Below are 24,273 nucleotides of genomic sequence, written 5' to 3' on the forward strand. Positions count from 1 at the left end.
TGCGTTTGCCTCGGCGCGTTTCTGAAGTTCCCTCGCACGGACTTCAGCCTCGAGGATAACACATCCCCAGCCGCTTGAGTTGATTTGCACCAACGAGTTCGTAATCCGGTGTGAGTGTTGCGGAATAGAGACGGGAAGGCGGGGCCGCGCCTTCGCCAATACAAATCGTCACTTTCGTGTCGCCGCCGCCCGACGGCCAAATCGGAAAGAAAGCGGACAGATCGCAGTGAAAGTGGACCGCCATTGGGCCGTCCCGGCGTATAAAATGGGTCCAGCGATTTGGCTTCAGAATGTTTGCGAGCGAGATTTGGCGGGCGTTTTTCGCTTGGGGAAAGGCATATCGAGCGCGGAGATAATCTGGTTTCGGGTCCGATAACCTTCGCTGTTGAGCGGAACCAGACATTCGCAATGAGCGCAGCGAAGGAACGAATTCCGTCCGTCACGGGGAATGCCGTGAACGGCCGATGGCGGTCGTTCACCTGCCTCACGAAGTGCTGCAGAGCAGCCGCTCTTTGCAGGTTTTTATCCGGCGCAACATTGAGAGGGCAGGCTTGTCTGCTCGAGTTCGCGGTGTTTCGTCCACGCATTTGAGCACTGTTGGACTTCCTTCACCTCAATGGGTTGAGAAACAAAGCTATACCGGAGATACTCCTTTTCGGAAATGTGCGGTCTTGTGCTGCCGCGGCCTGCGAGTGTTGTGGTTCATAGGGCGTAATTACCTGTTTGACGGCGATGATAATGAAGTCGCCGGCAAGCTGGGTTTGAGCCCGGAGGCTGGGAGCTGAGCTGTGACGGCGGAGCAGGTAAAAGATGGTAGGAAAGGGCTTAAGCGCTCCGCCGCTGGTGCGCTGTTTCGGCGAAAACTCCACCGATACTCGATCGCAGCAGTCGCGGCGTCTGCTGTCACACTGGTTGGGCTCGCCCTTCGGGGCGTGCTCGACGACGGCTCGCTCCTCATCATATTCCTTCCAGCAATCCTGATCGCCTCAGTGATCGGGGGAATAGGTCCGGCTCTTCTCGCGATCGGATTGTCGGTCATTGGAAGTGCGGCGCTATTCGATCTACATCGTTTCGAGGCGATACCTCTATTGCCCTATGCGGTATTCCTGGTCGTCACTTTTGTCATCACCTGGATGGGCGAGATGCTCCATCGCACGCGTCGGCAGATGGATGACACTGAGAAGGAGCTTCGGGAGCGCGAGGCACATCTGCGCACCCTGTTCAACTCGTCGCCGGACGCGACGATTGTCATCGACGCCAATGGAACCATGACATCCTTCAACGCGGCAGCCGAAAGGCAGTTCGGCCACCCCGAAGACGAGGTCGTCGGGCAAAACGTCAACATGCTGATGCCGGAGCCGTATCATGGCGAGCATGACGGTTACATCCAGCGCTACCTCACTACGGGTCAGAAGCGCATAATCGGCATCGACCGGATCGTCGTCGGGCGGCGCAAGGACGGTTCAACCTTTCCCATGAAGCTGACGGTCGGGGAGATCCGCCACGGCGAGGAGATTTTCTTCGCCGGCTTCGTCGAAGACCTGACCGAACGCACCAACTCGCGCGCACAGTTGCAAGAGGTTGAGGCGGAGTTGGCGCGCCTCGCACGATTGAACGAACTGGGCGAGATGGCCTCCACTCTGGCCCACGAGTTGAATCAGCCGTTGTCAGCCATTGCCAACTACGCGCAGGGCTGCACTCGCCTGCTGCACCAAGTCCCCGATGCAACCGCTGCCAGAATGCGAGAAGCGGTCGAGGAAATGGCCCGGCAGTCGCATCGGGCGGGCCAGATCATCCGCCACCTGAGGGAACTCGTTGTTCGAGGTGAGAGCCAGAATTCCGTCGAGGATCTCCGCAAGCTCGTCGAGGAGGCGAGCGCTCTCGCGTTGATGGGCACGAACGACGTGGGCGTTCAGTCGGTCTTCGAATTCGATCCAACAGTGGGCCCGCTGTTGGTCGATCGCGTTCAGATACAACAGGTGTTGACCAACCTCATGCGCAATGCGATCGAAGCCATGCGCAACAGCGATGCCAGAAGGCTGAGCGTTCGGACTTTCGCAGATGGTCCTGAGCAAGTGATCGTCGAGGTCTCCGATACCGGGTCAGGGATCTCCGAGGAGATCGCACCGCGGCTGTTCAAACCGTTCGTGACGACGAAGTCCGGAGGTATGGGGATCGGGCTCTCGATCTGCAAACGCATCATCGAGTCTCATGGGGGCATGATCGAAGTGTCGAAGAATCTCGATGGCGGAGCGACCTTCCGTTTCACCCTGCCAATCTACGAAGGTGAGAGAGCAAATGCTGCCGGATAATTTTGTGGTCCACCTCGTCGACGACGAGGAAGTGGTGAGAAAGTCACTTTCCTTTATGCTCACGATGGCGGGTTTCACAGTGCGACAGCACCAGTCTGCGACCGACTTCCTCGCTGCAGCACCAACGATCCAACAAGCGTGCCTGGTGACCGACCTAAGGATGCCGGACATCGATGGAGTCGAGCTACTTTGTCAGCTGGAACGCCTTCGGATTCGCATCCCCGCGATCGTGGTTACGGGCCACGGCGACGTGCCGCTGGCTGTCGAAGCAATGAAAGCGGGTGCCCGCGACTTCATTGAGAAACCCTTCGAAGAAGAAACTCTGATCGAGGCGATAAACCGCATCGCGACCGAGATGGAGGCAGAAGGTGAGGTTGAGAACACCGATGCCATTCGCAGCCGTCTCGACCGTCTTAGCGGACGGGAGAAGGAGGTGTTGTCCGGTGTCGTGTCAGGACTTCCGAACAAGACGATCGCCTACGATCTCAATATCAGTCCCCGCACGGTCGAGGTCCATCGGGCGGCAGTGATGTCCAAGATGGCTGCCGGGAGTCTTCCGGAACTCGTGCGCATGGCGCTCGCAGCGGGACTCCTCGCGCGATAGCCGGGCGCCTGCACATCTCTCAAATTGACTTACCTCAACGTCGGACGCGCTTGTTTGCGGCAGTAATACCATACGCGAGGGAAGCAATCTCTGCGTTGTCGCAAGGAGAGCACAGCTGGATACGAGGCGATTTATCTTCGTCGTTGCACAGGATGACGGTTTGCGACGATCCATAGCCTTTGCCCTTGAGGCAGAGGGCTTGCTCGTCATGTCGGCCGCCAGTCTCCGGACGATGCGGGAGGTAGCGGGGTCAGCAGAAATCGGCTGCGTGGTGATTGACGACGATGCTATCTCCTCAGAGGAGGATGGCTGGCGCTTGGTCACTGGTTTTGCCGTTCCAGTCGTTCTGTTGGCCGACCGCCTACCGACGATGCCTGATACCTTCAGGGGCACCGTCCTGCTAAAGCCCCTCCTTGGGGGACGGCTTGTCGAGGCAGTCGCGCGCAGCCTCAATCCAAAGGTTCGCTCTAAGTAGAATCCCATACGGGCATCTCCGAATTTCGCAAACGATGGATATGCGCGATGAATCTTCCTGCGTAGGACAGGGAGATCACCATGACCATTCAAAGCAACCGCGAATTCGCCGCACTGGCCCGGATTGCGAAGGTTGGAAATCACAAGAACACGTTTGCCACCTCCCCGGTGAACCCGGTGACCAACTATGCTGCAGGCGAACTCATCTTTGGACAGGGTGACCACGCCGGAAAGATTTTCACGGTTAAAGGCGGGATGGTTCGTCTCTACCATCTGTTCGCTGATGGCCGGCGCCAGATCCTGGCCTTCTGCATGCCGGGCGAGGTCTTCGGTTTTGCCGCGCACGGTACTTATGAGTTCTTTGCGGAAGCGATCGAGGATAGCTCGGTTGCCGTTCACGATGTGCAGGTTTCCCTGACTGAAGTTTGGCTGAGCGCACTCAAGGCACACCTTCTCGCCGCGCAAAGTCAACAGCTGGTTCTTGGTCGGCAATACGCGGGCGAGCGTCTTGTATCGTTCTTGCTCGATATGGCCAACCGTCAGGGAGGGCAGCATTACGTGGAGCTCTCCATGACCCGCTCCGATATCGCGGATTACCTTGGTCTGACCATCGAGACAGTTTCCCGCGGCCTGAGCAGGCTGAAGAAGGACGGGCTAATTCGGCTGCATAGTGCCCGGTGCATCGAAATTTCAGCGCTGGAGGCGCTTCAGGAAATGATCGAATAATCGAATGATCGATAGCGTCAGTCTTGTTGCTGAATGCCCCTTCTCTCAATATCCAAAAGCCTCATGAGATCGCAGCGAACGGCGGTTCTCCGCCCTTTTGGGCGGAAGGAGGTTTTGGGCCCTTAGCCGACCTTGCAGCGCCCCGCGCCTTCGGGCCGGCCGTATTCCTTTTGAGACATTCGTGCATGGCGTGGCATCATGCAGCGTCTCAGCTTTGAGGGGCGGAAAACGAGTGGCAGGTCGGCTTCGACGTCTGGGGCGCTGACGAGGATCAATGACGCCGAAGGTGGTGAGCGTAAACATGTCCAAAGCTACTTGGAGATTCTCATGACCGGCTTTGTTCAGAACTCGGCTCACTACCCCGGATCATCCCGTCTAAGGATTTCAGCATTGATCGGGGCGTTGATGATCTTGGTCACTTGCGCGTTTGCCGCGCCTCTCGGTGCCACCACGGTCAACGAGGCCATGCCCGGCGCCTCCTACACGAAATACTCACCGGCCCTCGCGCTCCAAGCGTGGCAGATCGCGGCGACCGTCGCCCATCTCCAAGACCCCAGAACCTGCAAGACAGCGAAGCTGGTCGATACCAAGGTGGTCGCCGTGCAGGAACAAGTCGTCTTCACTGCGCGGGGCAAACTTCAAAAAGGCCGCTGGTCGGAGATCTGGACCTTCGACAAATGCGGTCGAACCGTGCGGGTTCGGGCCGACTTCAAGGCCGATGGCAAGGGCGCTGCCGACGGGGAGTTCAAGCCGATCAAGTAGCACCCGCCTGCGCGGGGCACGGCGATTGACGTCGGTCATTTCCCTCGCCCCTGTCTGGCATCAAGCTGCCAACCAGCTCACTGAAGGAGAGATCGTCATGAAGCATCTGCAGAAATTCATGCGCGTTGCGTCGGCCCTGCTGATCCCTTTGCTGGGAACGGCAGGCTATGCCGCCCAAACCGGGGACACCTACCTTAGGCCGGTCGATCCGCTGACGAAGTCCTTCGCGCGCACGACGATCAAGTGGAGCGGACAGCTGAACGGCGAGACTATGATCGCCTATGGTGTCGAGGAACACCAAGGCAGGATCGCGGTGTGCGGATTACACCTGAGCAAGGGAAGCTATTCCAAAACCGCTCTGTTAAATGGCCTGAAGGTGTCCTCGATCTCGTCAGGCGGGCATATCATGATTACGGACCTTCGATACTTCGACGAATTCTCAGGAGAGCGGGACGTCCTGCGCTTTGCCTGCCGCGTGACCAAGTATAAATGGGCGCCGATCTACGCGGAGATCAAACCGAAATATGTTCAAGGCGCTCAATTCTTCGATCCGTCGAAACGGTAGTCGCCTTGACCTGCAAGGGGTCTCTCGCCCATCCGCGATCGGAGGCTGGTGGGTGTTGCAGTGCGTTTCAGTTCTGCACGATCGACAAGTCCTGCTTTATCGAGGTCCGTTCCTCTGCGCAGCGATGCCGTTGATGCCTGACGCCTCGACGCAGAGTCATGTAAGCCCGATCAGATCGGTGGCCGCTACCTAAGCCCAGTGGACATGCACCGTGATCTGAGGATGAAGGCGTGACAGAAAGAACGCATTGTTCTGACGGGCGGCTATGACTGCGTTTTCAAGCCGAGCCTGAGAGACGGGTGCCTTGAGAGTTACATCGCAGGCTTGCATACGCTCGCAGGTGAGGTCATCCGCCCGCATTTCGCTGGAGACCAGTATCACAGGGAGCGAGGGGCAGGCACGTCTCACGCGCATGCAGTAATCAATTGTGTCTTCCATCTCCCCCAAGTAATCGCCATCGACCATCAAGATGTCGATCTCTTCGGTGTGAAGCGCAAGCCAAGCGCCGGGTAGCGCTCCTTCCGAACAAGTGAGCAGCCTTGCGCCCTCATGTTCGCAGATTTGGGCGAGTTCATCTCTGATCACACCGGGTTCGCCGCAGTAGACAATGCAACGCTTTGGGAGAAGGCGCCGAGCCACGCAACGTGAGTTTCTGCTCGTTGAGGCGCTGTTGTTTTGACCTGGGGTCGCTTCATCGAGAGAGTTCGTCTCTGCAGTGGCGCTTCTGGAAAACTTCCAATCCATTTCAAATTCCTAAGAAATATTCCAAAATCAATGAGAAGCAAAAATGTGCCTCCTCACCCTAGGTTAAAACAACCTTAAGGCGAAATTTAGGCGTCCGCGCATCTCTTGATGACTTGCCACTGAAGCTGCATCCAGCCCCAACCGGCAATCGCTTTATGTGGTCTGAGCTTTGAAATCTGGCAGTTTGAAACTGGAGTGTTCAGCTGAGATTTCTTGCCGGGAGCGGAGTTGACGACGGTGACCCGAAAGCCCAAATCGCGCCCCTTTCAAAAGCCGGGTCGTTGGCGAGATGCGCAACCGCGACCGGACCTTCTCGAGCTTGGCTCAACCTCACGGCGCCGCATCCGAAAAGCGGCCATCGGCGGAGTGACGCGGCATCTCTCGTCTCGGGAAGCTCAGGAATGCGGAGAACGCTGACGGTCATCTATCGCTGAGGCCTTTCAGCACGGCCGCCATCAGAACCTCTGGGCGATCCTCCTGCACCAGATGCCCGGCCTCGGGGACCGGGATCACGGGGCGCCCTGAGATCAAAGAGGCAAGCGCTATGCCTTTCTCATAAGGAATCCAGTCGTCCTCGAGCCCCCAAAGCACGGTGACCGGGCAGTCCAGGCGGTCGTAGAGCGCTTCGACCTCATCTGTGAAGCGCTGATCCATCTGGGCGATCTGCCGGTAGAACGCCGCTTGACCAATCGGCCCGAGCCAGGGCGCGCTGTAGACCTCCAAGGCCTCCTCGGACAACGGTTTGTGTGCAGCCGTCTGCAGATAGGCGCGCAGTAGCGCCCGGTGCATATAGTCTGGCATCCCGGTGAACGCGGCTTCATGCATGCGCACATGCTGGACGAGGGGCGATCCCCAAGGCGCAAGGGCAACTGCATCGAAGATCATCAGCGATGCATAGCGCAGACCGTTCAGATACCACGCGCGCAGTGCAGTGGCGCCGCCAAAATCATGGGCCAGAACGTCAGGGCGTTCGAGGCCCCATTCAAAAAACAGGGCAGCAAGAATCTTATTCTGCACGCCGAGAGACACATCCTGCCCCTCACGCATTTCGGAAAGCCCATAGCCAACCAGATCGAAGTAGTAGACGGTCCTGCGATCGGCGATCTCTGGCGCGATCCTGCGCCAGACCTGCGAGGAAAACGGGGTGCCGTGGATCGCGACCAACGGTGGCCCGTTCCCGATCTTGCCCCAGCGAACGGCATTGCCATCGATGATCGTGGTGTTCGGAAGATCCAGCATTGCAATCACTTATATTGTTATTTAGCTAAATGACGATATGATAGGGCGTATGGACAGATCAACACAAATCCGGGCTATGGCAAGCGAGCCGCGACTGCGCATCCTTCAGCTGTTGGCAGAGCCGGGAAAGCACTTTGCCCACCAGTGGTCCGCCGATCCGGCGGAGTTCGGTGTCTGCATGACGCTGATTGCCGAGGCGCTGGCAGTCGCCCAGCCCACCGCCAGCAGGCATTTAGACATTCTCCGACAGGCGGGCTTCATCTCGGTGCAAAAGCATCGGAAATGGTCATATTGCAAACGGAATGAGGCCGCGATTAGCGGCTACCTGGATTGGCTGGGCCATGAACTTTCTGCGGCCTCGACCGCCAGCTGAGGGTGCAGAGCCGACAAGGCGGCGCGTCGAAGCAGGCAAGAGGCGGATCGTCGGCCAGAAGCGCCCTTTGAAGCCGAAACATGTCTGGCGATCCGGGTTCGACTTGAGCTGGCTGAGACCCATCGAGATCTCGCCCCGCCAGTATGCGCGTATTGTCCGCGATTGGGTGACGCAGATCGGTCTGGAGGCTTGCGCATAACCACTATCAGAGGGGCTGGTGATTGGGGCTGCGACCGGATGAAAAGCAGTCTCTGCCCGCGTAGCAAAGCTGACCAAAGGTCTAATACCTGAACAGAGAGATTTTCTTTCAGCCTGTCACAAAGCGGGAGGCTGTCTCGTCTTCTAGTATATAACCTAAGGAGATGCCGATGACGCCCCGAATGAACTACTTCGAAGCGGCCCCCGAGACCATGAAGGCCATGAGGGCAGCCGAGGAAGCGACGAAGGAGCTTTCGATTTCGCTCATGCTACGGGAGCTTATCAAGATGCGCGTGTCGCAAATCAACGGATGCGCTTATTGCCTCGATATGCATGCGCCTGCCGCGCGCGAGGCGGGTGTATCGCAGCAAAAGCTCGATGTGCTGGCGGCCTGGCGTGAAAGCCCTGTGTTTGACGAGCGCGAATGCGCCGCACTCGATTGGGCCGAAGCTCTGACAAGGATCGAGCAACAGGGCGCTTCGGGGGAGGTCTTCCAGCGTCTCCGAAATGTTTTCACGGAGCGCGAATGCGTGGATCTGACTTTCGCTGTTACGTTGATTAACTCCTGGAACCGTTTCGCGGTCGGGTTCCGGTCTACCCACAAGATCAGAGAGCGCGATCATGCCGCTGCCTGAGACACAGCAGGTTTTCGAAAGAGAGCGCCGCCGCTTGGCGGGGCTCGCCTATCGAATGACCGGGTCAGTCTCGGAGACGGAAGACATCCTTCAGGACGCGGCGCTGAAACTGCAAAGCGTTGGTCTTTCCGGCATCGAACGTCCGGCGCAATGGCTTTCGACCGTCGTCACGCGCCTTTGCCTCGACCATCTGCGATCGGCGCAGAAGAGGCGTGAGACCTATGTGGGGGCATGGCTGCCTGAGCCGATTGTTACCGAGCACGCGACGGATGCCGAGAGTGATTGGATCCTGACCGAGGATGTGGGGATCGCACTCCTGCTCACGCTCGATCGACTATCGCCCGAGATGCGCGCGGCATTCATTCTTCGCGACGGGTTCGATTACAGTTTCGACGAGATTTCGGTGGTCGTCGGGCAGTCTTCCGCAAATTGTCGGCAGCTGGTCTCGAGGGCTAGACGCAAGCTTGCCGGTGCCGATCAGAGCGCGCAGGAACGGGCAGAGGAGACCCACCCGCTTGTTGCCGCATTCTGGGCCGCAAGCCGCGAGGGCGATATGGATCGGCTGCTGGAAATCTTCGCTGAAGATATCGAGGTGCATACGGATGGCGGCGGCAAAGTTCCGGCGGCGATCAACGTGCTGAGAGGGAGCCGTAACGCCGCGCGCTTCTTCGAAGGCTTGGCCCGGAAGGGTAAGCTGACGAATGGGCCTGTGCCGAGACCGCTGTTGATCAACGGAGCGACAGGATATGTGGTGCGGGAAAATGGAATCCTGCAAACCTCGGCCTTCGCGGTTCATTCCGGCAAGATCAAAGCAATATGGATCGTCCGAAATCCCGAGAAGCTGCGGCATGTTCATCCTGCCGAGGATAGATTTCCACCCGAAGGGTCGCGCCCTCCATGCTATTCGGCCAATTGATGAGGACTAAGCCACATCGTGGGTTTCGTCTGGTTGAGACCGGCTCCCATGCTTAGAAGCGAAGGCGTTCCAGTCGCGCATCCTCCCTCGCACGCGATACGCTGCATCGTAGATAGCCAGGTATCTCCACTGTCTCAGGATGGCGCGCGATAGATGTCGATGTTCTGGGAAATAAAGCGCGGTCCGGCGCGCGGCCATCAATTCGAAAGACGGTCAAGACGCCCAATCATCGGAGAACCCCCTTTGGTATCGTCATGCCCCCGCGCGAGAACGCCAGTGGAGTGCGGCGCGTCCCCACTTACTGGAAGCCGTCACGACATGGCTGCTAGCTACGCGAATTGGGCCGGACCGTCACAGTGGCGTGATGCGTGATCTGGGTCAAAACAGCTTTTCCCACAAGGAGTTATCCCTGCTCCGAAAACTAAAAAACTCAGGACAGAGAAGGGAATTGAAGATGAAATTCACGAGACGCTCCGCTATTGCCCTCGCCCTCGCGGCTCTGCCAATTTTGGCTATCACGCCAGCAATGGCCGCCGAGGCAACCACCGTGAATGTTTCGCTCTGGGACAAGGGCGACAATTCGATGGACGATCTGGGTCAGCTGCCGCCCATGGGCTTCAATATGGCTGGCGCCGGCGAGCGGGTCTCGAAGGCTACGATGGGAGTTGCCGCGACACCGTCGGTCGTGCCTGCGGGCAAGGTTACCTTCGAGGTCAAGAACGACTCCGAGGGCACCGTGCATGAGATGATCGTGGCCCCGATCAAGAGCGCGACCGAGGAACTGCCATACAACAAGGACGAGATGCGGGTCGACGAAGAAAAGGCCGGCCATCTCGGCGAGGTCTCGGAACTCGATCCCGGTCAGAGCGGCGCGCTTACGGTGACGCTGAAGCCGGGCGAATACATCCTCTACTGCAACATTCCTGGCCACTACGTCATGGGGATGTGGACGCTGGTGCGTGTCGAGTAACCTCGACAGGTCCGATGACCGTCACGCAAAGGCTTGGCCCGGGGCGAAGCATGAAGGCTTAACCCCGAGGCCGAGACGCGGCGAAGGTCAGCCACGCCCGCGATAGGGCGGAACACCCTGATCGGGGATCCAGACACCTTGGGGCATCGCCCCGGTCTGCCAGAACACGTCGATCGGGATGCCGCCGCGCGGATACCAATAGCCGCCGATGCGAAGCCATTGCGGCTCGAGGAAATCGACCAGTCGCCGCGCGATCGAGATCGTGCAGTCCTCGTGGAACGCCCCGTGATTGCGGAATGAGGTGAGGTAAAGTTTCAGCGATTTCGACTCCACCAGCCATTGCCCCGGCACATAGTCGATCACCAGATGCGCGAAGTCGGGCTGCCCCGTCATCGGGCAGAGCGACGTGAACTCAGGTGCCGTGAAGCGGACGTTGTAGCTGATATCGGCCTGCGGATTGGCCACGCGTTCGAGTTCAGCCTCTTCCGGGCTTGCCGGGATACGGGTCGCGCCGCCGAGCTGCTTGAGATCGCTATAGATCGAGTCTGTCATTTTCGGTCTCCGATGGGTCAGACGCCGCGTTTGTTGCCCCAGATCAGGACATGCAACTGCGGCAAAATACGGGGGGCGAACCAGCTGTCCGCCATGGCGGTGTCCGTCAGCCAGCCAAGCCGGTCGGCCAGATCCTGCGGGTCGACCGGAACTTCGGGATCGACCTCGGGATTTCCCGGCTGAAGAAAGAGCGGCAGATCGGGGTGGCGGGCATGGGCAGACTTGGCCCAGTCGTAATCCGCGCGGTCGAAGATCACGATCTTCATCACGGTGCTGCGGGCCGCGTGTCCGGCTGCCACGCACTCGGCAAAAGCGTCCCAATCGACCTCTTCACCGCTCGAGGGCGGCTTGGGCGACAGCACCAGCGTGTCGAGATCGCCGAACCACGGCCGCGCGACAGAGCCCTGTGTTTCGCAGGCGAAACGGTAGCCAGCAGCCCGCCCGAGCGCGATCAGCGGTCCGAAATCCTGAATGGCCGGGTTTCCGCCGCTGAGCGAGATCGTCAGCGGGCGGTCGCCCGACAGGCGGCGCAGCTCAGCCCAGACGTCCTCGGAACTCATCGGAGCCCATGTGTGGCGATAGGCGCTGTCGACCGCGTGAAGGCTGTCGCACCACGAACAGCGGTAATCGCAGCCGCCCGCGCGCACGAAAAGCGTGGGCTCGCCGATCAGCGCACCTTCGCCTTGAATGGTCGGGCCGAAAATCTCGGCGATGCGCAGGGTGGTCATGGACGGTATTCCGCCCAGGTCTTGGGTGTCTCGCTGACCAGCGCCGCGCTGGTCTCGGGCCAACGCGCCTTGCACCAGTCGTAGAAATGCTTGGCCATATTCTCGGCGGTCGAGGGCACCTCCATCACGTCGTTGAGGTGGCGATGGTCGAAGGTGTCGTCGATATAGGTCTTGAGCGGTTTCAGATCGTGGTAGTCGCGTACGAACCCGTTCTCATCGAGCGTCGCGGCGGCCAGCTCGACGACCACGATGTAATTATGCCCGTGCAGCCGGGCGCATTGATGATCGGCAGGCAGATGCGAGAGCTGGTGCGAGGCGGAGAAGTGGAATTCCTTGCGGATACGGAACATCAGCGGGCCTCCTTTTCGGCGACGGCCTTGGCCCAGAAATCGGGATCGGCATAGGCGGTCGGGTCTTCGACGCGCGCAAGATGGAACGCTTCGCGCCGCTCGACGCAGGTGCCGCAGCGCCCGCAATGCACCTCACCGCCTTTGTAGCACGACCACGTCTCGGCAAAGGGCGTGCCGTGTTTGGCGCCCTCGGCCACGATGTCGGCCTTGGAGCGATGCACGAAAGGCGTCTCCAGCCGCACATCGGCATAGCCGTCGAGCGCCATCCGCTGCATCGCATCGAAGGCCTCGGTGAAGGCGGGTCGGCAATCGGGGTAGATGAAGTGATCGCCCCCATGCACCGCAGTCGCCACCGCTTCGTCGCCATTTGCGGCGGCCACACCGAAGCCGATCGCGAGCATGATCGCGTTGCGGTTCGGGACGACAGTGATGCGCATCGTCTCTTCGGCGTAATGCCCGTCGGGCACGTCGATATCGTCGGTCAGCGCCGACCCGGTCAGCGCGGCCCCGATCGGGCGCATGTCAATGAGATGATGCGGCACGCCAAGGCGGTGCGCGGCGGCGGCGGCGTAATCAAGTTCCTTGCGGTGCCGTTGTCCGTAATCGAAGGAGACGAGCCGCGTAAGGTGATTTTCCGCGGCGACGATATGGGCGAGTGATACGGAATCGAGTCCGCCCGAGCAGATGACGAGAGTCTTCATATTTGAACCCTTGTTTTGATGACCGGGTAGGCTGCGACCGGTTGAGCGGGCCTCTAAAGGATGGGGCAGGGCTCTGCAAGGGCGGCGGCACCGTAGATGCGTCTACATGGAGGGGCTCATGGCCAGAGAAGCCCGGAAATTCGGACGCACGGCCACTTTTCGTGACCTATGCTTGTGGTGTCGCCTGCCGAACTATTGCGACGCTTGGGAGGGCAAACGAACGGGGTAGTGCTCGGCCTCGCTTCCAGTGGACCGGACACCTCGGTTCAACTTCCTCCCTCTCGGTCGCCGGAGCTTGGCGCGCCGAGTGTCAGTGCCGACCAATCGGTGCCTAAAAGGCATCGACGCTCCCAAAACTGCGTCCGATGCTTGGAGGCACAGCCTTCCCGTCAGACACGTTCACTGGTTCGTAATGTCGCCCTTGAGGGAATAGCTGATCATCAGCACGTCCTTGCGGGTCTGTTCGTCGATATCATGCGCGGCCATGACCGACATGATGTCATCAATCGCGGCCATGTATTCGCCCGTGCTGATATTCATGCCGCGATGCGCTGCCACCATGTCGCGGCCGGTATATTGCTCGGGACCGCCACTGCCAGCGCCGAAGAAATCGCAGAGATGGGCTTTGGCTGTGTTCAGGTCGTCCGGTCTCTCGCGATATGGCAGGAAGCGGGCGCTGATCTCCGGGTTTTGCATATGCGCCTCGAGGACGTCATCGACGAGGGCCTTGATTCCGAGCTTCCCGCCCAGCCGTTCATAAAGGGTCTGTTCCATCGTTCTGGCTCCTTGGTGACTATGCAGTGCATCGGCAGCGTGACCCCGGGCGTTGGGACGCGCCCGGGGTAGAGGCTCATTGCGCGGCCTGCCGGACCTGCTGCGGCTGGATGTTGTGGTTGACCCGGAAGAGGTTCGTGGGGTCGTAGCGCGCCTTGATCTCCCGCAGCCGGTTCAGGTTTCCGCCATAGGCCTCCGCGAGGCGGTCTGCGTCATCTTCGGGCAGGAAGTTCACATAGACGCTGGGCGCCGCATCCGCCGCCGTCGCGTTGAACAGGTCACGCGCCCAGGTGATGCAGGCCGTATCCTTCGCCGGGTCGTCCCACGGGTGTGGACGTTCATAGTGAAATGGCTGTCGCGCTGCGGGAAGGCGGTCGCCTCTGACGGGACGCGGGCCATCGCGCCGCCGACATGGGCGATGAAGATCTCGCATTGCGGATCGGGCAGGTCTTCCACCGCGCCGAGGATCGCCTCCATCGTGCCGGATCCGAGTTTCAGGAAATCCCGGCTCTTCCAGTAGTTTCGCGCCCCGGGCGTCAGCAGAGGATCGAAGGCCGCCTGCCAGCTGGTAAAGGGGTGCGGCCCGATCACATCGACGATGGGCGTGCCAAGGGCCCTCAGCTCGCGCATGGCCTCTTCGCCCTTGGCCATGTCGCCCACATAGCAGGCCGCGAAGATCAGCACTTCCCGCCCGTGCCAGTCTTCGGGAAGGAACGGCAGGGGAGGCGCCTTGCGCAGGACCGACCAGACCGTCAGCTCGTCCGGGGCCTTGTCGCATATCTCCTGAAACTTCGGCAGCAGGGCGGCAGCCTCCGCGAATGGGTGGATGACGAGGCCGGACAGAACCTCGGTGCCGATGGCGTGTGCCTGAAATTCGAAAGACGCAACCACCCCGAAATTACCGCCCCCGCCGCACAGCGCCCAGAAGAGGTCCGGATGCTCCGTTTTCGATGTCCGGATGCAGCGCCCATCGGCCAGCACGACATCGGCCGACAAAAGGTTGTCGATGGTCATCCCGTATTTCCGGGTGATCCAGCCGAAGCCGCCGCCGAGTGTCAGCCCCGCAATCCCGGTGGTGGAGTTCACGCCGAGAGGAACCGCAAGCCCATGCACCTGCGACTCGCGATCCACATCGCCCAGCGTCGCCCCCGGCTCGGCCCGGGCTGTCCCAGCTTCGGGATCGACGTGAACCGAGCGCATGCCCGACAGGTCCAGCATCAGCGAGCCGTCCTCGACTGCGAGGCCGGCAATCTGGTGGCCGCCGGACCGCACGGCCATGCGCAATCCCTTCTCGGCGGCAAAAGAGACCGCAGCCTGAATGTCACTGGCTCCCATCGCGTGCACGACAAGCCCCGGTTTGCGGTCGATCATCCCGTTCCAGATCGACCGCGCGGTGTCATAGCCCGCATCTCCCTCGATCAGGACTTTGCCGCGCAAGGCGGCGGCTAGGGGCTCGCGATCCGCGCTGGTGACTTTCTTGCGCGCACCGTCCAACCCGTTCAGTTCAATGAATTCCGACATGTCTTCCTCCCTATGAGACCATGGCGCACGGCGATGCGATTTACTCCTTTGCGTGTCTGCCAAGTTCGATTGATTACGGTTCTATAAGGATGACGGCGCTCCGAATCTCAAACCAGTGGCGAAACTGGACCGGCCACCGCAGACACAGGGTTGGATACAGAAACGCCAATTTGCGCTATGCTGGGGAAAGCCATGGAGGAGGTCTCCGATGTCCAACGCCAGCTATTTCCAGTTTTGCCCGGTCGCGATGGCCGCCGAAATCCTCTGCACGCGGTGGACGATGGTCCTCGTGCGAGAGCTCGTGGCGGGGTCCACCCGGTTCAACGATATCAGGCGGGGCGTGCCACGTATGTCGCGCTCTCTGCTCGCTCAACGCCTGCGGGAGCTGGAGGCGGCCGGGATCGTCGAGAGACACCCGGTCGAGGGCACTCAAGCCGTCGACTACCTTCTGACCGATGCGGGAAAGGACCTGCTGCCGCTCGTTGAGGCCTTCGGGATCTGGGGGCAGAAATGGGTGGAATCCGAGCCGTCTCTGGAACGGCTCGATGTGTCGCTGCTGATGTGGGACATGCGCCGCAATCTCGATCCTTCCCCGCTTCCTCCGGGCCGGACTGTCCTGAATTTCCACTTTCCCGAACTCGCGGCGTCGAAATCCTCGTGGTGGCTGATCGTGGAGGCGAACGGCGATGTCGATCTGTGTCAGGTCGATCCGGGGTTCGATGTGGACCTCTTCGTCACGACGGATCTGCGCACGATGACGGAGATCTGGATGGGCCTCACGACCGTATCGAAGGCCGCCCGCAAGCTCGACCTTATCGGGCCTCGAGAGGTGGTGGGCTCGATGCAGAAATGGCTGGGCCTCAGCCCCTTCGCAGCCGAGAAGAAGCTGGCCTCCTGAGCCGCGTCGCCGTTGCGGTCAGCGCGTCGTCGAAGGCTGTGGCAGACCGTGCCGGCATCGGCCACAGGCCGCACGTTCTGAACGGCTACATGCCCATCAGCACCCGCGCGGCGTTGAAGAGCACTTTGGGGTCGAGGTCCGTGCGTGCGACCGGCGGGGGAGGTGTGATCCGTCCCGTCAGGCTCGCCACCGCGGCCCGGGCCGAGCGGACGGAATATTCCACCGTGAAGACGCAATCGCGCGGGAGTTCGCAGAATTGCCCGATGATCGCGAAGTTGCTGGCGCCGCTGGGCCGCGTGTCGGGGCGATCCCCGGGTTGGCGGGGCATGAACTGGCTGGTGATGAACGGCATCCGGCAGGGGATCACGCGGGCCGTCTTGAACCAGCCCTGCTGTTCGGGCGTCAGGCCCATATGGCCGAACAGCTCGGTCAGGATCTCGTCGCCGGTCGCCTCCCACATCGGTTTTGTGGTGAAGTCGCCGGGACGATCTCCGCGCAGGCCATATCCCCAGAAGACATAGGTGCCGTGTTTCTGGCCGCGGAAATGGGGTTGGTGAAAGAGCACGATCGAGAGCGTCCAGCCCGAGTCCGCGAAGGTCACGAGCCCGCCCGTGCCCGTGCGGTTGCCGGTGAAATCCTCCATGAACTCGAAGAAATCGGGGCTGTCGAGCGTGACCGTGAAGGAATGCCAAGCGGTTTTGTCGGTCTCGCCGCAGAACACCTCCGGGCGACCGAAGCCCTCATGTTCCGCCGCCAGCTTTCGCCACAGCGTCCAGGCACCGCCCTCGTGGTCATCGCGGCTGGGCGCGCGATCGTTCGCCCCCGTCACTGACGCATCGGTCATCGACCCGAGCGTGAGATAGACCCTGTCGGTCTCGGCGACCGGTATCTCCTCGCCGCTGGCAAAGGCCAGCGCAGTGACGCGGCGGTCTTGCCGCGAGCCCTCGATCCGCACGTCGACGACTTGCGTGCCGGTGACGATTTGCACGCCTCGGTCGCGCAGCCAGCTCACGATTGGCGCGATCAGGGAGTCATACTGATTGTAGCGGGTGCGCAGGATGCCGGCGATCCGGGTGAAACCGGGAAAGAGATGGATGAACCGTCGCAGGTAGCGCCGCATCTCGACCACGGAATGCCATGGTTGGAAGGAGAACATCGTCGACCACATCAGCCAGAAGTTGCTGTCCAGAAACGTGGGCTGGAACCAGTCCTCGATCGTCTCGGCCCCGAGAGATCCTTCGCGATGCAGGATCAGGCGGTTGATATCGACGATGTCCTGCGCCGTGAGCGTGAGGTCATAGCGGTCCTCTGCCGGTTTGCCATCGCGCACGATGCGGCAATTGGCCGAGCCGGGCACCATGCGGTTGAAGGCGAAGATGTCCTGTGCTGCCGAGGTGGCGGGATCGTCGGCCGAGGGGATCGAGCCGAGCAGATCGAAGGTGCAGGCGAAATGCTCTTCGAACATCCGGCCGCCGCGGACGAGATACCCGTCCTCGCCATCGCCCGATCCGTCCAGCGAACCGCCCGCGGTGCCGAGTTGTTCGTAGACATGGATCGCCGCGCCATCCACGCCCGCGTCGCGTAGCAGAAAGACCGCCGTGGCGAGGCCCGCGATGCCGCCGCCAACGATGTGATGTCGTTCCGTTGTCGCTTCCATCGCCGAGCCTCGTTCTCTGCAGTCCAAATTTCCTTCGCTGCCGCCGAAATCCTTGGCGACACGGCGAATTCTAGCATTTTATGAGAAACGGACGAAGAAGATTGCTCGCCGAGTTCACTCCTGCTCCACCCGCTCGCATGGGGGCGGGGCAGGCGCGTCATGCGGCGGACTGCCCACACAGCCTGAGCATGGAACCGGCCATTCGTGCTTGCTGCCGCTAATATCCATGCTCCCCCTTTGGGGAGAGGGAAAATTTCGGCCCTAAACTGCCCTTCGCCTGAATGTCGGTCACTGCGCAACTACATGTTTTCAGGGTATGCTGTGTGATGACGATCCAGCATATTGTTGCGCTTTGACGAAGGTCAATTTGCGCTGACCCCGGTGCTCTATTCTGCATCCGACGGATATTCTAACGCCACAGGTGGAAGGGCATCGCAGGCAGACATGCGTTTCAGTCTACTCAGAGCACTGGGATACTGTGCCGACGGGCTTTGGACGAGCTGGGGCGGACGAAAGCGTATCGAGTCCAGACAGCTTCGGAGACTGCGACACCTCGTGGACAAGGCGCGGCGCGACTCGCCGTTGTTCGGCAGGCTCTATCGAGACCTGCGACCTTCGAGCGAGATCGAGCTCCGCGATTTGCCGGTGACGCGCAAGCCCGATCTCATGCGGGCATTCGACGAGTGGCTGACGATCCGTACCCTTTCTCTAGAACAAGCGCGCGCGCATCTTCGGGACATCGAAAATGCGGGTGTGCCAATTGACGATGTGGCCGTTTTCCAGACCTCCGGAACGTCGGGGGAACCTGCGGTCATCGTCCTGCCCGCGTCTTTCGTGGAATATTACTACGGGATCATGATGGCGCGCTTCGAGCGCTACCATTGGCGGCTCATGCGCGACGTGCGAAAGCTCGGCGTGAGAGTGACGGTCACCGGCGGGAACGGTCATTTCGCCGGCAACGGGTTCAACAAGCTGATGCAGCGGCTCAATCCGTCCTTGGCAAAGGGGCTTGGGTTGAACTTCATCGAGGCCGAACAGCCGATCGACCAGCTCGTCGCCAAACTCAATGCGATCCCGAGCGTGGCCTGGATCGTGACCTACCCGAGCATGTTGGCGATCCTCGTCCGAGAAAAGGAAGCGGGGCGCCTGCATATCGAACCGGCGCTTTTCAGCACGGGAGGCGAGACGCTCGCCGAAGACCTGCGCAGGAGGGTCCTGCGAGCCTTCCCCTCGCTGAAATACGGCATCGCGGATTTCTATGGCAGCACCGAGTGCCTTGCGCTTGCTTTCACCTGCAGCCACGGACGAAAGCACGTGAACGAGGACTGGGTCATCCTTGAAGCGGTCGACGAGGCTATGCGGCCTGTTCCAGATGGAAGGCTGTCGGCGACCGTGCTCCTGACGGTGCTTGCGAACGAGGTGCAGCCCTTCATCCGATACGATCTCGGTGACTGCGTTCGGTTCTATCAGGACGCGTGTCCCTGCGGCTCGCCATTCCGCAGTTTCGAGGTGGAGGGGCGCCAGGCGACGCTGGTTCGCGTGGGCGAGGTGACGCTGTCGCCGCTCGTCTTCGATCTGGAGCACGACGACGCTCAGCGTGTGCAGCTGATCCAGACCGGCGAGAGAGAGTTCGAACTGCGCGTGCAGTTGGCTGACGAGGTAACGGCTGGGCCTGTCTTCGAAGACCTCATAGCGTCGGTCCAACGGGTGTTTCGCGATAATGGCTTGGAGAATGTCGTGGTGAGGGGAAGCCTTGAGGCGGTGAAATTCACGGCGAGCGGAAAGTTCCACGAGGTCTTGCCGTTGCGAGATAGAGATGCAGGTGTCGTTCCGTGACGCGTCAATCATGGCTCCCCGGCGCGGGATGCTGCCAGAAGACGCGCCGGGATTTCCGGGCCTTCGTTCACAGGCGGCCCAAAGCCGACAATCGTCAGACAGGGGGCGCCGCACTGCAGCCCGCGAGGACGGGCATCGCGGGCTGAGCACGGAATGCCCCTGCGCCGGATGGCCTCTTAGGCGGCGAACCGGCCGGTCGGAGCTCGGGTCGCGCGAGGGCGCTACTGCTGTATCGAGGCCAGATAATAGATGAGAGACAGGATGCGCCCCCGGGCCACCATGTCCGCCGTCTCTCCGCGCTCGCTGGTCGCCGAGGCCGCGTAACGGTCCCCCCAGACCGGCATCTTGCTGCCATGCGCCCGCGTCTCGTTTCGCCCATCTATCATCCGAAGCGCGTAGTCGAACGGGAATTCGCCATTGCCCTTCTCTGCCGCAAGGCTCGTGAGGTCGGGTGTCTGAATATCCAGCAGCCCTGCCAACGGGCCATTCCCCTTCGCTGACTCGCCATGGCATCCAGCGCAGGCGACCATGAATTCCTCGCGACCGGCATCCTCCTGCGCCAGAGCGCTTGTTGTCAGCAGCAGGAGTGCTGCCACGCTTGAAATCACCACACGGTTCATTGCTTTCTCCTCCCAGGATTTCGAACACTTCCCAGCAAAGCAGGTGACCGATTTTGCGCACTGACGGGCGTCAATGACATCCCGGTCGCTTGGCGTTGAGAAAGGAGCATCGTCGGGCAAAACCGATCGCTCCTTTCCGAACCTGTCCGGGCGATCTGATTGCGTATGGAACATGTCGAGAAACTGCGCCATCCGATGCTAAGCAACTTTGCCGATGACGGCGAGCTTGGCGGGCCAGAAGGCGCCGCATTCAAACAGCGCGAAACAACCATTCTACGCTTTGCGCTGACATCCTGATGACAGCTTTCCTGCTCGGCGAAACGAAATTCGCGCTTCCAGGTCCCGTGACCAATGGGCTCTCACTTTGGGATGTCGATGGTGTGAAGCTGCGTGTTGACGGGAGTCAATGCTCATAGAGACCCTGGAGACCTACGCAGACATCCTCAGACGTCGGGACATCAGCGATGAAGCTTTGTCTTGCATGGCGTCCCAGAGGAGGAAAGCACAATGAAATCTGCGATAGAGAAACCTGTTGGCGGCGCTCCTGTTTCAGAAGGGCGTTTTCGCCGAGCGTTGGCCGCGCTTGGGATGGAGGGCGAGGACAGCACGCGGACATCTTCGGTCAGCTACGCCAGTTTTAAATGGATTCAGGTCCTTTTCGGTATCGTGCTCATCTACGACGCATGGACCTCTCTGAGCTGGCAGCACAAAGTCGCGTCGGCTCAGGCGCTGGGACTTCCGACCTCGAGCCCGGTTCTGCACCTGTTGGTGATCGTCCTGGCTTTCGTGGAGCTGGCAGTCGCCCTGTCGATCCTGTCCAACCGCGGTGTGATCCCGATGAGTTGGGTCGGGATCGGCTATGCCGGGTTCGTCTGGATCGTGTTTCAACATGGTGGGGATTTCGGCCAAGATGGGACAGACCCCGGGGTTGCTCTTCCCTATGTCGTGGTCTTCGCGTTCCTGATCGGTGTGCAGCGTCTGCGGACAGATCCGGATGTGTCGAAGAACGAGATGCTGACCCTCGCGCGGAATGGCTTTGGTTTGCTTTGGGGATATGATGCGCTGCTGAAATTCCAGCCCTACTTCCTGAACCACTTCACGGATTTTCTCACGTCTGCGCAGGCGGATATGAAAGGCACGCTTGCCGCGAGCTACGACCAGTTGTTTCTGGGAGTGACAAACGCAATGGGTCCACATCTGGTCGCGATCCTTGTGGCGCTGACCGAGGCACTGGTGGCGGCATCCCTGATCAGCGGGCGCGGGTTGAGGATCATGGCGCCGGTCGGCTTCCTGCTGTCATTCGCAATCTGGAGCACGGCCGAAACCTGGGGCGGGCCCTACAGCATGGGCGTGTCAGCGGAGGCGGCGCAGCTCTTCGGCGCGGCGACAATTTACATGATCGCCTTCTTCTACATCATGACACTCTACAATCCGCTTGATTTGCTGCGGACAAGGTCGCGGGTGCTGGGCTGATTGCGCAAGCGTCTCGCCTGCCGCAAAGGCTCAAGCAAAAGAACAGATCGTCGACCGGATGACATGGTTCCGTCTGGCGCCAAGCCAGGCGGTTCCAGTGAGCGCGCCGCCGAAGCAGACTGTGGTGGGCATGCCTATATCGGCTCACAGAATGGCAAATGCCTCGAACCCCACTAAGATCATCGCGATATACCGGTGAGCGATGTCAGGCACGCAAGTCGCAGGACTTACATCAGCCCAAACTTCAAGGCGATCGCGACGGCCTCCACGATCGTCCGTGCCCCGAGTTTACGGCGGAGATTGGCGCTGTGCAGATCGATTGTCGGAATAGCGATTTCGAGGTCATGGGCGAGTTGGTCCCGTCGACGTCCTCGGACCAATCCGTGCAGAACGTCCCGCTCGCGCGGGGTGAGCCGCATCTTCTCACGCGGGGCTTCGACCAGATTGCGTAGCCCATCCTCTTCTTCGCTCGTCACGATAACCAAGACCTTTCGGCCGCCGTCGGTTCGCGGTAGCAGGTTCAGCCTCAGCCTCGGGATAATGCGTCCGTCGGTCGCGCGCATCTGAGGTAGATCGAGCGACCCGGCCTCGCTTTTTACCGCATCCGTCGAGCGTCCAATGGCTTGGTGCAAACCCTGGTGCATCGCCCCGCGTGAGCGCAATTTCCGTTCGAAGTCGAGCGCCAGAAGCGGATGGAGTTCGACAAGGATCTCGGCCATCCCGTTCATGCGTACAAGGCGCCCCTCATGGTCGAGTTCGAAAATCGGGGCATCGTCGAGCAGGCTGTGGTCGGTTGCGGTAACCTGCCGGATACTGGCGCGGTGCAGCTCCCGGCGGATATTGTGCAACCGTCCCAGGTCCTCGACATGTGCGCCGAGCGTCTGCACCTCGGGGACTGTGAAATCGCCCCCGCTCTTGCCCTTATGAAACGCCGTGGCGACCAGACCGTCGCGGGTGCCTTGCATCATGCCGAGGCACCAATAGCGATCGATCCGGTTCTTCAAGATGAAGTCGTTATACATTTCGCTGCGTTCGAACTCTTGCGGGCTCACGTGGTCTGACAGCCGAAAAAGTCCCTTGCCGCACTTCTCCGGTGTGCCTTGGGCCAACCAAGGGTCGTGACCCTCGAAGGAATTGTAGTCGAGATTGGCGTCCGCCTGTGTTCCGGCCGTTATTTCTCGGTAGTCGCCTGGATGAAGCCAGATGAAGATCGCGGACGGGATGTCGATCTCTCGCGCGAGCATGTCGGGGAGCAAGGTGAAGAGCTCATCGTCAAGCGCGGCGTCGTAGATCTCATGATGCGAAATAATATTCGGCATTAGGTCAGTTTGGTCTACGCAGACGAGCCATGCCTCAAAGCGCGCAGGTTTCTGAAAAAACACATGCGGCAGATGGCAAGTCGGCTTCCCCCCCCCAAAGAAATCAACTGGATGATCGGCTACCGAACCGTCGAGCCATACGCTCGAGAAAAAACGAAACTGAAAAAACATGCCGATTAACTTTTGACATACGGTGCCAGATTTTCCTCAAAAATCAAGTTTGAGGGAAAGAGCGCAATCGACCGAGTTTGTCGTGTATAGCGCGACATTCGACCGCGTGCGGCGCGCGGTGCAGGTGATCCTGGGGGCTCGCCCGAGGATTTTGGCGCGGTCCAACTTCAGGCTCAGGCCTAGGCTTGCCGTCCGGTCGCGGCGATGCACGCCAACGATCGGAAACGCCGCGTCGTAGTGGCGCTCTCCGTAGCTGAGTGACATTCCTCCTCGAAGCCCCTCGATCAAGGGCCGCTCGATGCCTACGCGCAGCTCTGCGCCGGAATAGCGATGATAGTCCTTCCGGGGTAAAGCGCGCTCCAGCCGTAGACCGTAGCTCAAGCTGCTGCGCCGCCCCAATCTGGTTCGGTGCGAAAGGTCGACGCGATATCTCGGTCCAGTCAGATAGGGCTTTTCGCTGTAGCCGACATACTCGCCGCCCAACCGGAGAAGCGTGCGCCCGGCCCCTGCGGACCGCCACGCTTTCGCGAACCGCACTCCGCGCGTGAGATTGTCCGAGGTAATGTCCTGCGACCCGCCGCCATAGCGCCTGTCGCGGATATAAGCCTCTAGCGACCATGGCGCGCGACCACCGAGATGCTGGTATTGCACGGCAAGCGCGGGCTCCGAGTAGCGTAGGGTCGCAGTGTGATACCATGCCCCCGCGAAGGAGGCGCGAAACCGGATGCGATGCCCCGGTCGCGGCTGCACAAACCAGTCCAGCTTCGCGCCATAGCCCAGCCCGACCCCGGAGGTCTCGTTCCCACCGCTATCGATCAGAAATGTGCCGAAATCGGTCACGAGATAACGCTCTGAAGCGACGTGATCGACATTGCTGCTCGGCAGGATCGAGGCGGTGGCAGAGAAGCGCACCGGATGCATGCGATCAAGCGCCTGCCAGGCCGCGAGAAGCGCCGCTTCGTGAGCGGGGTCGTTCGCGAGCGCGTAGCGCAGGAACGCCTCGTTGCGGCGAACTGGTCCGAGTTGCGTGAAGCTCTGCTTCAACCCGCTCTGCGCAGGCGAAAATTCCGGATGGCGCGCCGCGATTTCGCCGAAAATCAGCAGCGCTCGCCCCGGCTTGCCCTGCGCGAGCTGCGCATTCGCCACAGCGAGCCA

At 60.5% G+C, this 24,273-nt stretch carries 25 protein-coding genes; 13 read left to right on the top strand and 12 right to left on the bottom strand.

The window, feature by feature from the left end:
* Positions 1-788 precede the first annotated feature (788 nt).
* The 5 genes from AC2TZ7_RS06925 (at position 789) to AC2TZ7_RS06945 (ending at position 5,443) form a co-directional block, all read left to right on the top strand.
* On the top strand, positions 789-2,312 hold the full coding sequence (locus tag AC2TZ7_RS06925) for a PAS domain S-box protein (RefSeq protein WP_489866360.1): 1,524 nt from the start codon (positions 789-791) through the stop codon (positions 2,310-2,312).
* On the top strand, positions 2,299-2,916 hold the full coding sequence (gene fixJ / locus AC2TZ7_RS06930; protein ID WP_489866361.1) for a response regulator FixJ: 618 nt from the start codon (positions 2,299-2,301) through the stop codon (positions 2,914-2,916). The genes AC2TZ7_RS06925 and fixJ overlap by 14 nt, the downstream gene beginning before the upstream one ends.
* Positions 2,917-3,471: 555 nt before the next feature.
* Complete coding sequence (locus tag AC2TZ7_RS06935; RefSeq protein WP_489866362.1) at positions 3,472-4,116, top strand: helix-turn-helix domain-containing protein; 645 nt, start codon at positions 3,472-3,474, stop codon at positions 4,114-4,116.
* Between the two features lie 327 nt (positions 4,117-4,443).
* Complete coding sequence (locus tag AC2TZ7_RS06940) at positions 4,444-4,878, top strand: hypothetical protein (protein WP_489866363.1); 435 nt, start codon at positions 4,444-4,446, stop codon at positions 4,876-4,878.
* A 97-nt stretch (positions 4,879-4,975) separates the two neighbouring features.
* Positions 4,976-5,443 carry a hypothetical protein gene (locus AC2TZ7_RS06945; RefSeq protein WP_489866364.1) on the top strand — a complete coding sequence of 156 codons (468 nt, stop codon included), beginning with the start codon at positions 4,976-4,978 and terminating at the stop codon, positions 5,441-5,443.
* Positions 5,444-6,607: 1,164 nt separating this feature from the next.
* Here AC2TZ7_RS06945 and AC2TZ7_RS06950 read toward each other — a convergent pair.
* Positions 6,608-7,426 carry an alpha/beta fold hydrolase gene (locus AC2TZ7_RS06950; protein ID WP_489866365.1) on the bottom strand — a complete coding sequence of 273 codons (819 nt, stop codon included), beginning with the start codon at positions 7,424-7,426 and terminating at the stop codon, positions 6,608-6,610.
* Between the two features lie 76 nt (positions 7,427-7,502).
* Between AC2TZ7_RS06950 and AC2TZ7_RS06955 the strand changes: the two genes are divergently transcribed.
* The 4 genes from AC2TZ7_RS06955 (at position 7,503) to AC2TZ7_RS06970 (ending at position 10,518) form a co-directional block, all read left to right on the top strand.
* The gene (locus AC2TZ7_RS06955; RefSeq protein WP_489866366.1) at positions 7,503-7,799 is read left to right on the top strand and encodes an ArsR/SmtB family transcription factor; all 297 of its coding nucleotides are present in this window, start codon (positions 7,503-7,505) and stop codon (positions 7,797-7,799) included.
* A 380-nt stretch (positions 7,800-8,179) separates the two neighbouring features.
* Positions 8,180-8,632: a carboxymuconolactone decarboxylase family protein gene (locus AC2TZ7_RS06960; protein WP_489866367.1), complete on the top strand. Its 453-nt coding sequence runs from the start codon at positions 8,180-8,182 to the stop codon at positions 8,630-8,632.
* Positions 8,619-9,548: an RNA polymerase sigma factor SigJ gene (sigJ, locus tag AC2TZ7_RS06965; protein ID WP_489866368.1), complete on the top strand. Its 930-nt coding sequence runs from the start codon at positions 8,619-8,621 to the stop codon at positions 9,546-9,548. The genes AC2TZ7_RS06960 and sigJ overlap by 14 nt, the downstream gene beginning before the upstream one ends.
* Before the next feature lie 454 nt (positions 9,549-10,002).
* The gene (locus AC2TZ7_RS06970) at positions 10,003-10,518 is read left to right on the top strand and encodes a plastocyanin/azurin family copper-binding protein (RefSeq protein WP_489866369.1); all 516 of its coding nucleotides are present in this window, start codon (positions 10,003-10,005) and stop codon (positions 10,516-10,518) included.
* Positions 10,519-10,605: 87 nt separating this feature from the next.
* Here the strand turns inward: AC2TZ7_RS06970 and queF are convergent, their stop codons facing one another.
* The 7 genes from queF to AC2TZ7_RS07005 form a co-directional block, all read right to left on the bottom strand.
* Entirely contained in the window at positions 10,606-11,070 is a 465-nt protein-coding gene (queF, locus tag AC2TZ7_RS06975; protein ID WP_098410126.1) for a preQ(1) synthase, read from the bottom strand.
* A 17-nt stretch (positions 11,071-11,087) separates the two neighbouring features.
* The gene (gene queE, locus AC2TZ7_RS06980; protein ID WP_489866370.1) at positions 11,088-11,798 is read right to left on the bottom strand and encodes a 7-carboxy-7-deazaguanine synthase QueE; all 711 of its coding nucleotides are present in this window, start codon (positions 11,796-11,798) and stop codon (positions 11,088-11,090) included.
* The gene (gene queD, locus AC2TZ7_RS06985; RefSeq protein WP_489866371.1) at positions 11,795-12,148 is read right to left on the bottom strand and encodes a 6-carboxytetrahydropterin synthase QueD; all 354 of its coding nucleotides are present in this window, start codon (positions 12,146-12,148) and stop codon (positions 11,795-11,797) included. Before queD ends, queE begins: the two co-directional genes overlap by 4 nt.
* Entirely contained in the window at positions 12,148-12,849 is a 702-nt protein-coding gene (gene queC / locus AC2TZ7_RS06990) for a 7-cyano-7-deazaguanine synthase QueC (RefSeq protein WP_489866372.1), read from the bottom strand. The genes queD and queC overlap by 1 nt, the downstream gene beginning before the upstream one ends.
* 399 nt (positions 12,850-13,248) lie before the next feature.
* Positions 13,249-13,623, bottom strand: coding sequence for a group I truncated hemoglobin (locus AC2TZ7_RS06995; RefSeq protein ID WP_489866373.1), 375 nt, complete (start codon positions 13,621-13,623; stop codon positions 13,249-13,251).
* Positions 13,624-13,699: 76 nt separating this feature from the next.
* Positions 13,700-13,858, bottom strand: a complete 159-nt coding sequence (locus AC2TZ7_RS07000) for a BBE domain-containing protein (RefSeq protein ID WP_489866374.1) — start codon at positions 13,856-13,858, stop codon at positions 13,700-13,702.
* Positions 13,855-15,144 carry an FAD-binding oxidoreductase gene (locus AC2TZ7_RS07005; protein WP_489866375.1) on the bottom strand — a complete coding sequence of 430 codons (1,290 nt, stop codon included), beginning with the start codon at positions 15,142-15,144 and terminating at the stop codon, positions 13,855-13,857. The genes AC2TZ7_RS07000 and AC2TZ7_RS07005 overlap by 4 nt, the downstream gene beginning before the upstream one ends.
* 208 nt (positions 15,145-15,352) lie before the next feature.
* On the opposite strand from AC2TZ7_RS07005, the gene AC2TZ7_RS07010 reads away from it, so the two are divergent.
* A complete protein-coding gene (locus AC2TZ7_RS07010) occupies positions 15,353-16,042 on the top strand; it encodes a winged helix-turn-helix transcriptional regulator (RefSeq protein WP_489866376.1) in 690 nt (229 codons plus the stop codon).
* Positions 16,043-16,127: 85 nt separating this feature from the next.
* Here the strand turns inward: AC2TZ7_RS07010 and AC2TZ7_RS07015 are convergent, their stop codons facing one another.
* Positions 16,128-17,699: an oleate hydratase gene (locus AC2TZ7_RS07015; protein ID WP_489866377.1), complete on the bottom strand. Its 1,572-nt coding sequence runs from the start codon at positions 17,697-17,699 to the stop codon at positions 16,128-16,130.
* 555 nt (positions 17,700-18,254) lie between these two features.
* Here AC2TZ7_RS07015 and AC2TZ7_RS07020 point away from each other — a divergent pair.
* Positions 18,255-19,535, top strand: coding sequence for a phenylacetate--CoA ligase family protein (locus tag AC2TZ7_RS07020; protein WP_489866378.1), 1,281 nt, complete (start codon positions 18,255-18,257; stop codon positions 19,533-19,535).
* Between the two features lie 221 nt (positions 19,536-19,756).
* On the opposite strand, the gene AC2TZ7_RS07025 is transcribed toward AC2TZ7_RS07020, so the two are convergent.
* Complete coding sequence (locus AC2TZ7_RS07025) at positions 19,757-20,155, bottom strand: c-type cytochrome (protein ID WP_489866379.1); 399 nt, start codon at positions 20,153-20,155, stop codon at positions 19,757-19,759.
* A 159-nt stretch (positions 20,156-20,314) separates the two neighbouring features.
* Here AC2TZ7_RS07025 and AC2TZ7_RS07030 point away from each other — a divergent pair, with 159 nt between their 5' ends.
* Together AC2TZ7_RS07030 and AC2TZ7_RS07035 are read left to right on the top strand one after the other, a co-directional pair.
* Positions 20,315-20,452 (top strand): hypothetical protein, encoded by a 138-nt coding sequence (locus tag AC2TZ7_RS07030; RefSeq protein WP_489866380.1) that lies wholly within the window; start codon positions 20,315-20,317, stop codon positions 20,450-20,452.
* 210 nt (positions 20,453-20,662) lie between these two features.
* Entirely contained in the window at positions 20,663-21,628 is a 966-nt protein-coding gene (locus AC2TZ7_RS07035) for a hypothetical protein (protein WP_489866381.1), read from the top strand.
* Positions 21,629-21,855: 227 nt separating this feature from the next.
* On the opposite strand, the gene AC2TZ7_RS07040 is transcribed toward AC2TZ7_RS07035, so the two are convergent.
* Complete coding sequence (locus AC2TZ7_RS07040) at positions 21,856-23,118, bottom strand: helix-turn-helix transcriptional regulator (RefSeq protein ID WP_489866382.1); 1,263 nt, start codon at positions 23,116-23,118, stop codon at positions 21,856-21,858.
* A 36-nt stretch (positions 23,119-23,154) separates the two neighbouring features.
* The gene (locus AC2TZ7_RS07045; protein WP_489866383.1) at positions 23,155-24,264 is read right to left on the bottom strand and encodes a surface lipoprotein assembly modifier; all 1,110 of its coding nucleotides are present in this window, start codon (positions 24,262-24,264) and stop codon (positions 23,155-23,157) included.
* Positions 24,265-24,273: the final 9 nt, after the last annotated feature.

The sequence above is a fragment of the Thioclava sp. ISO4 genome (assembly GCF_058105145.1).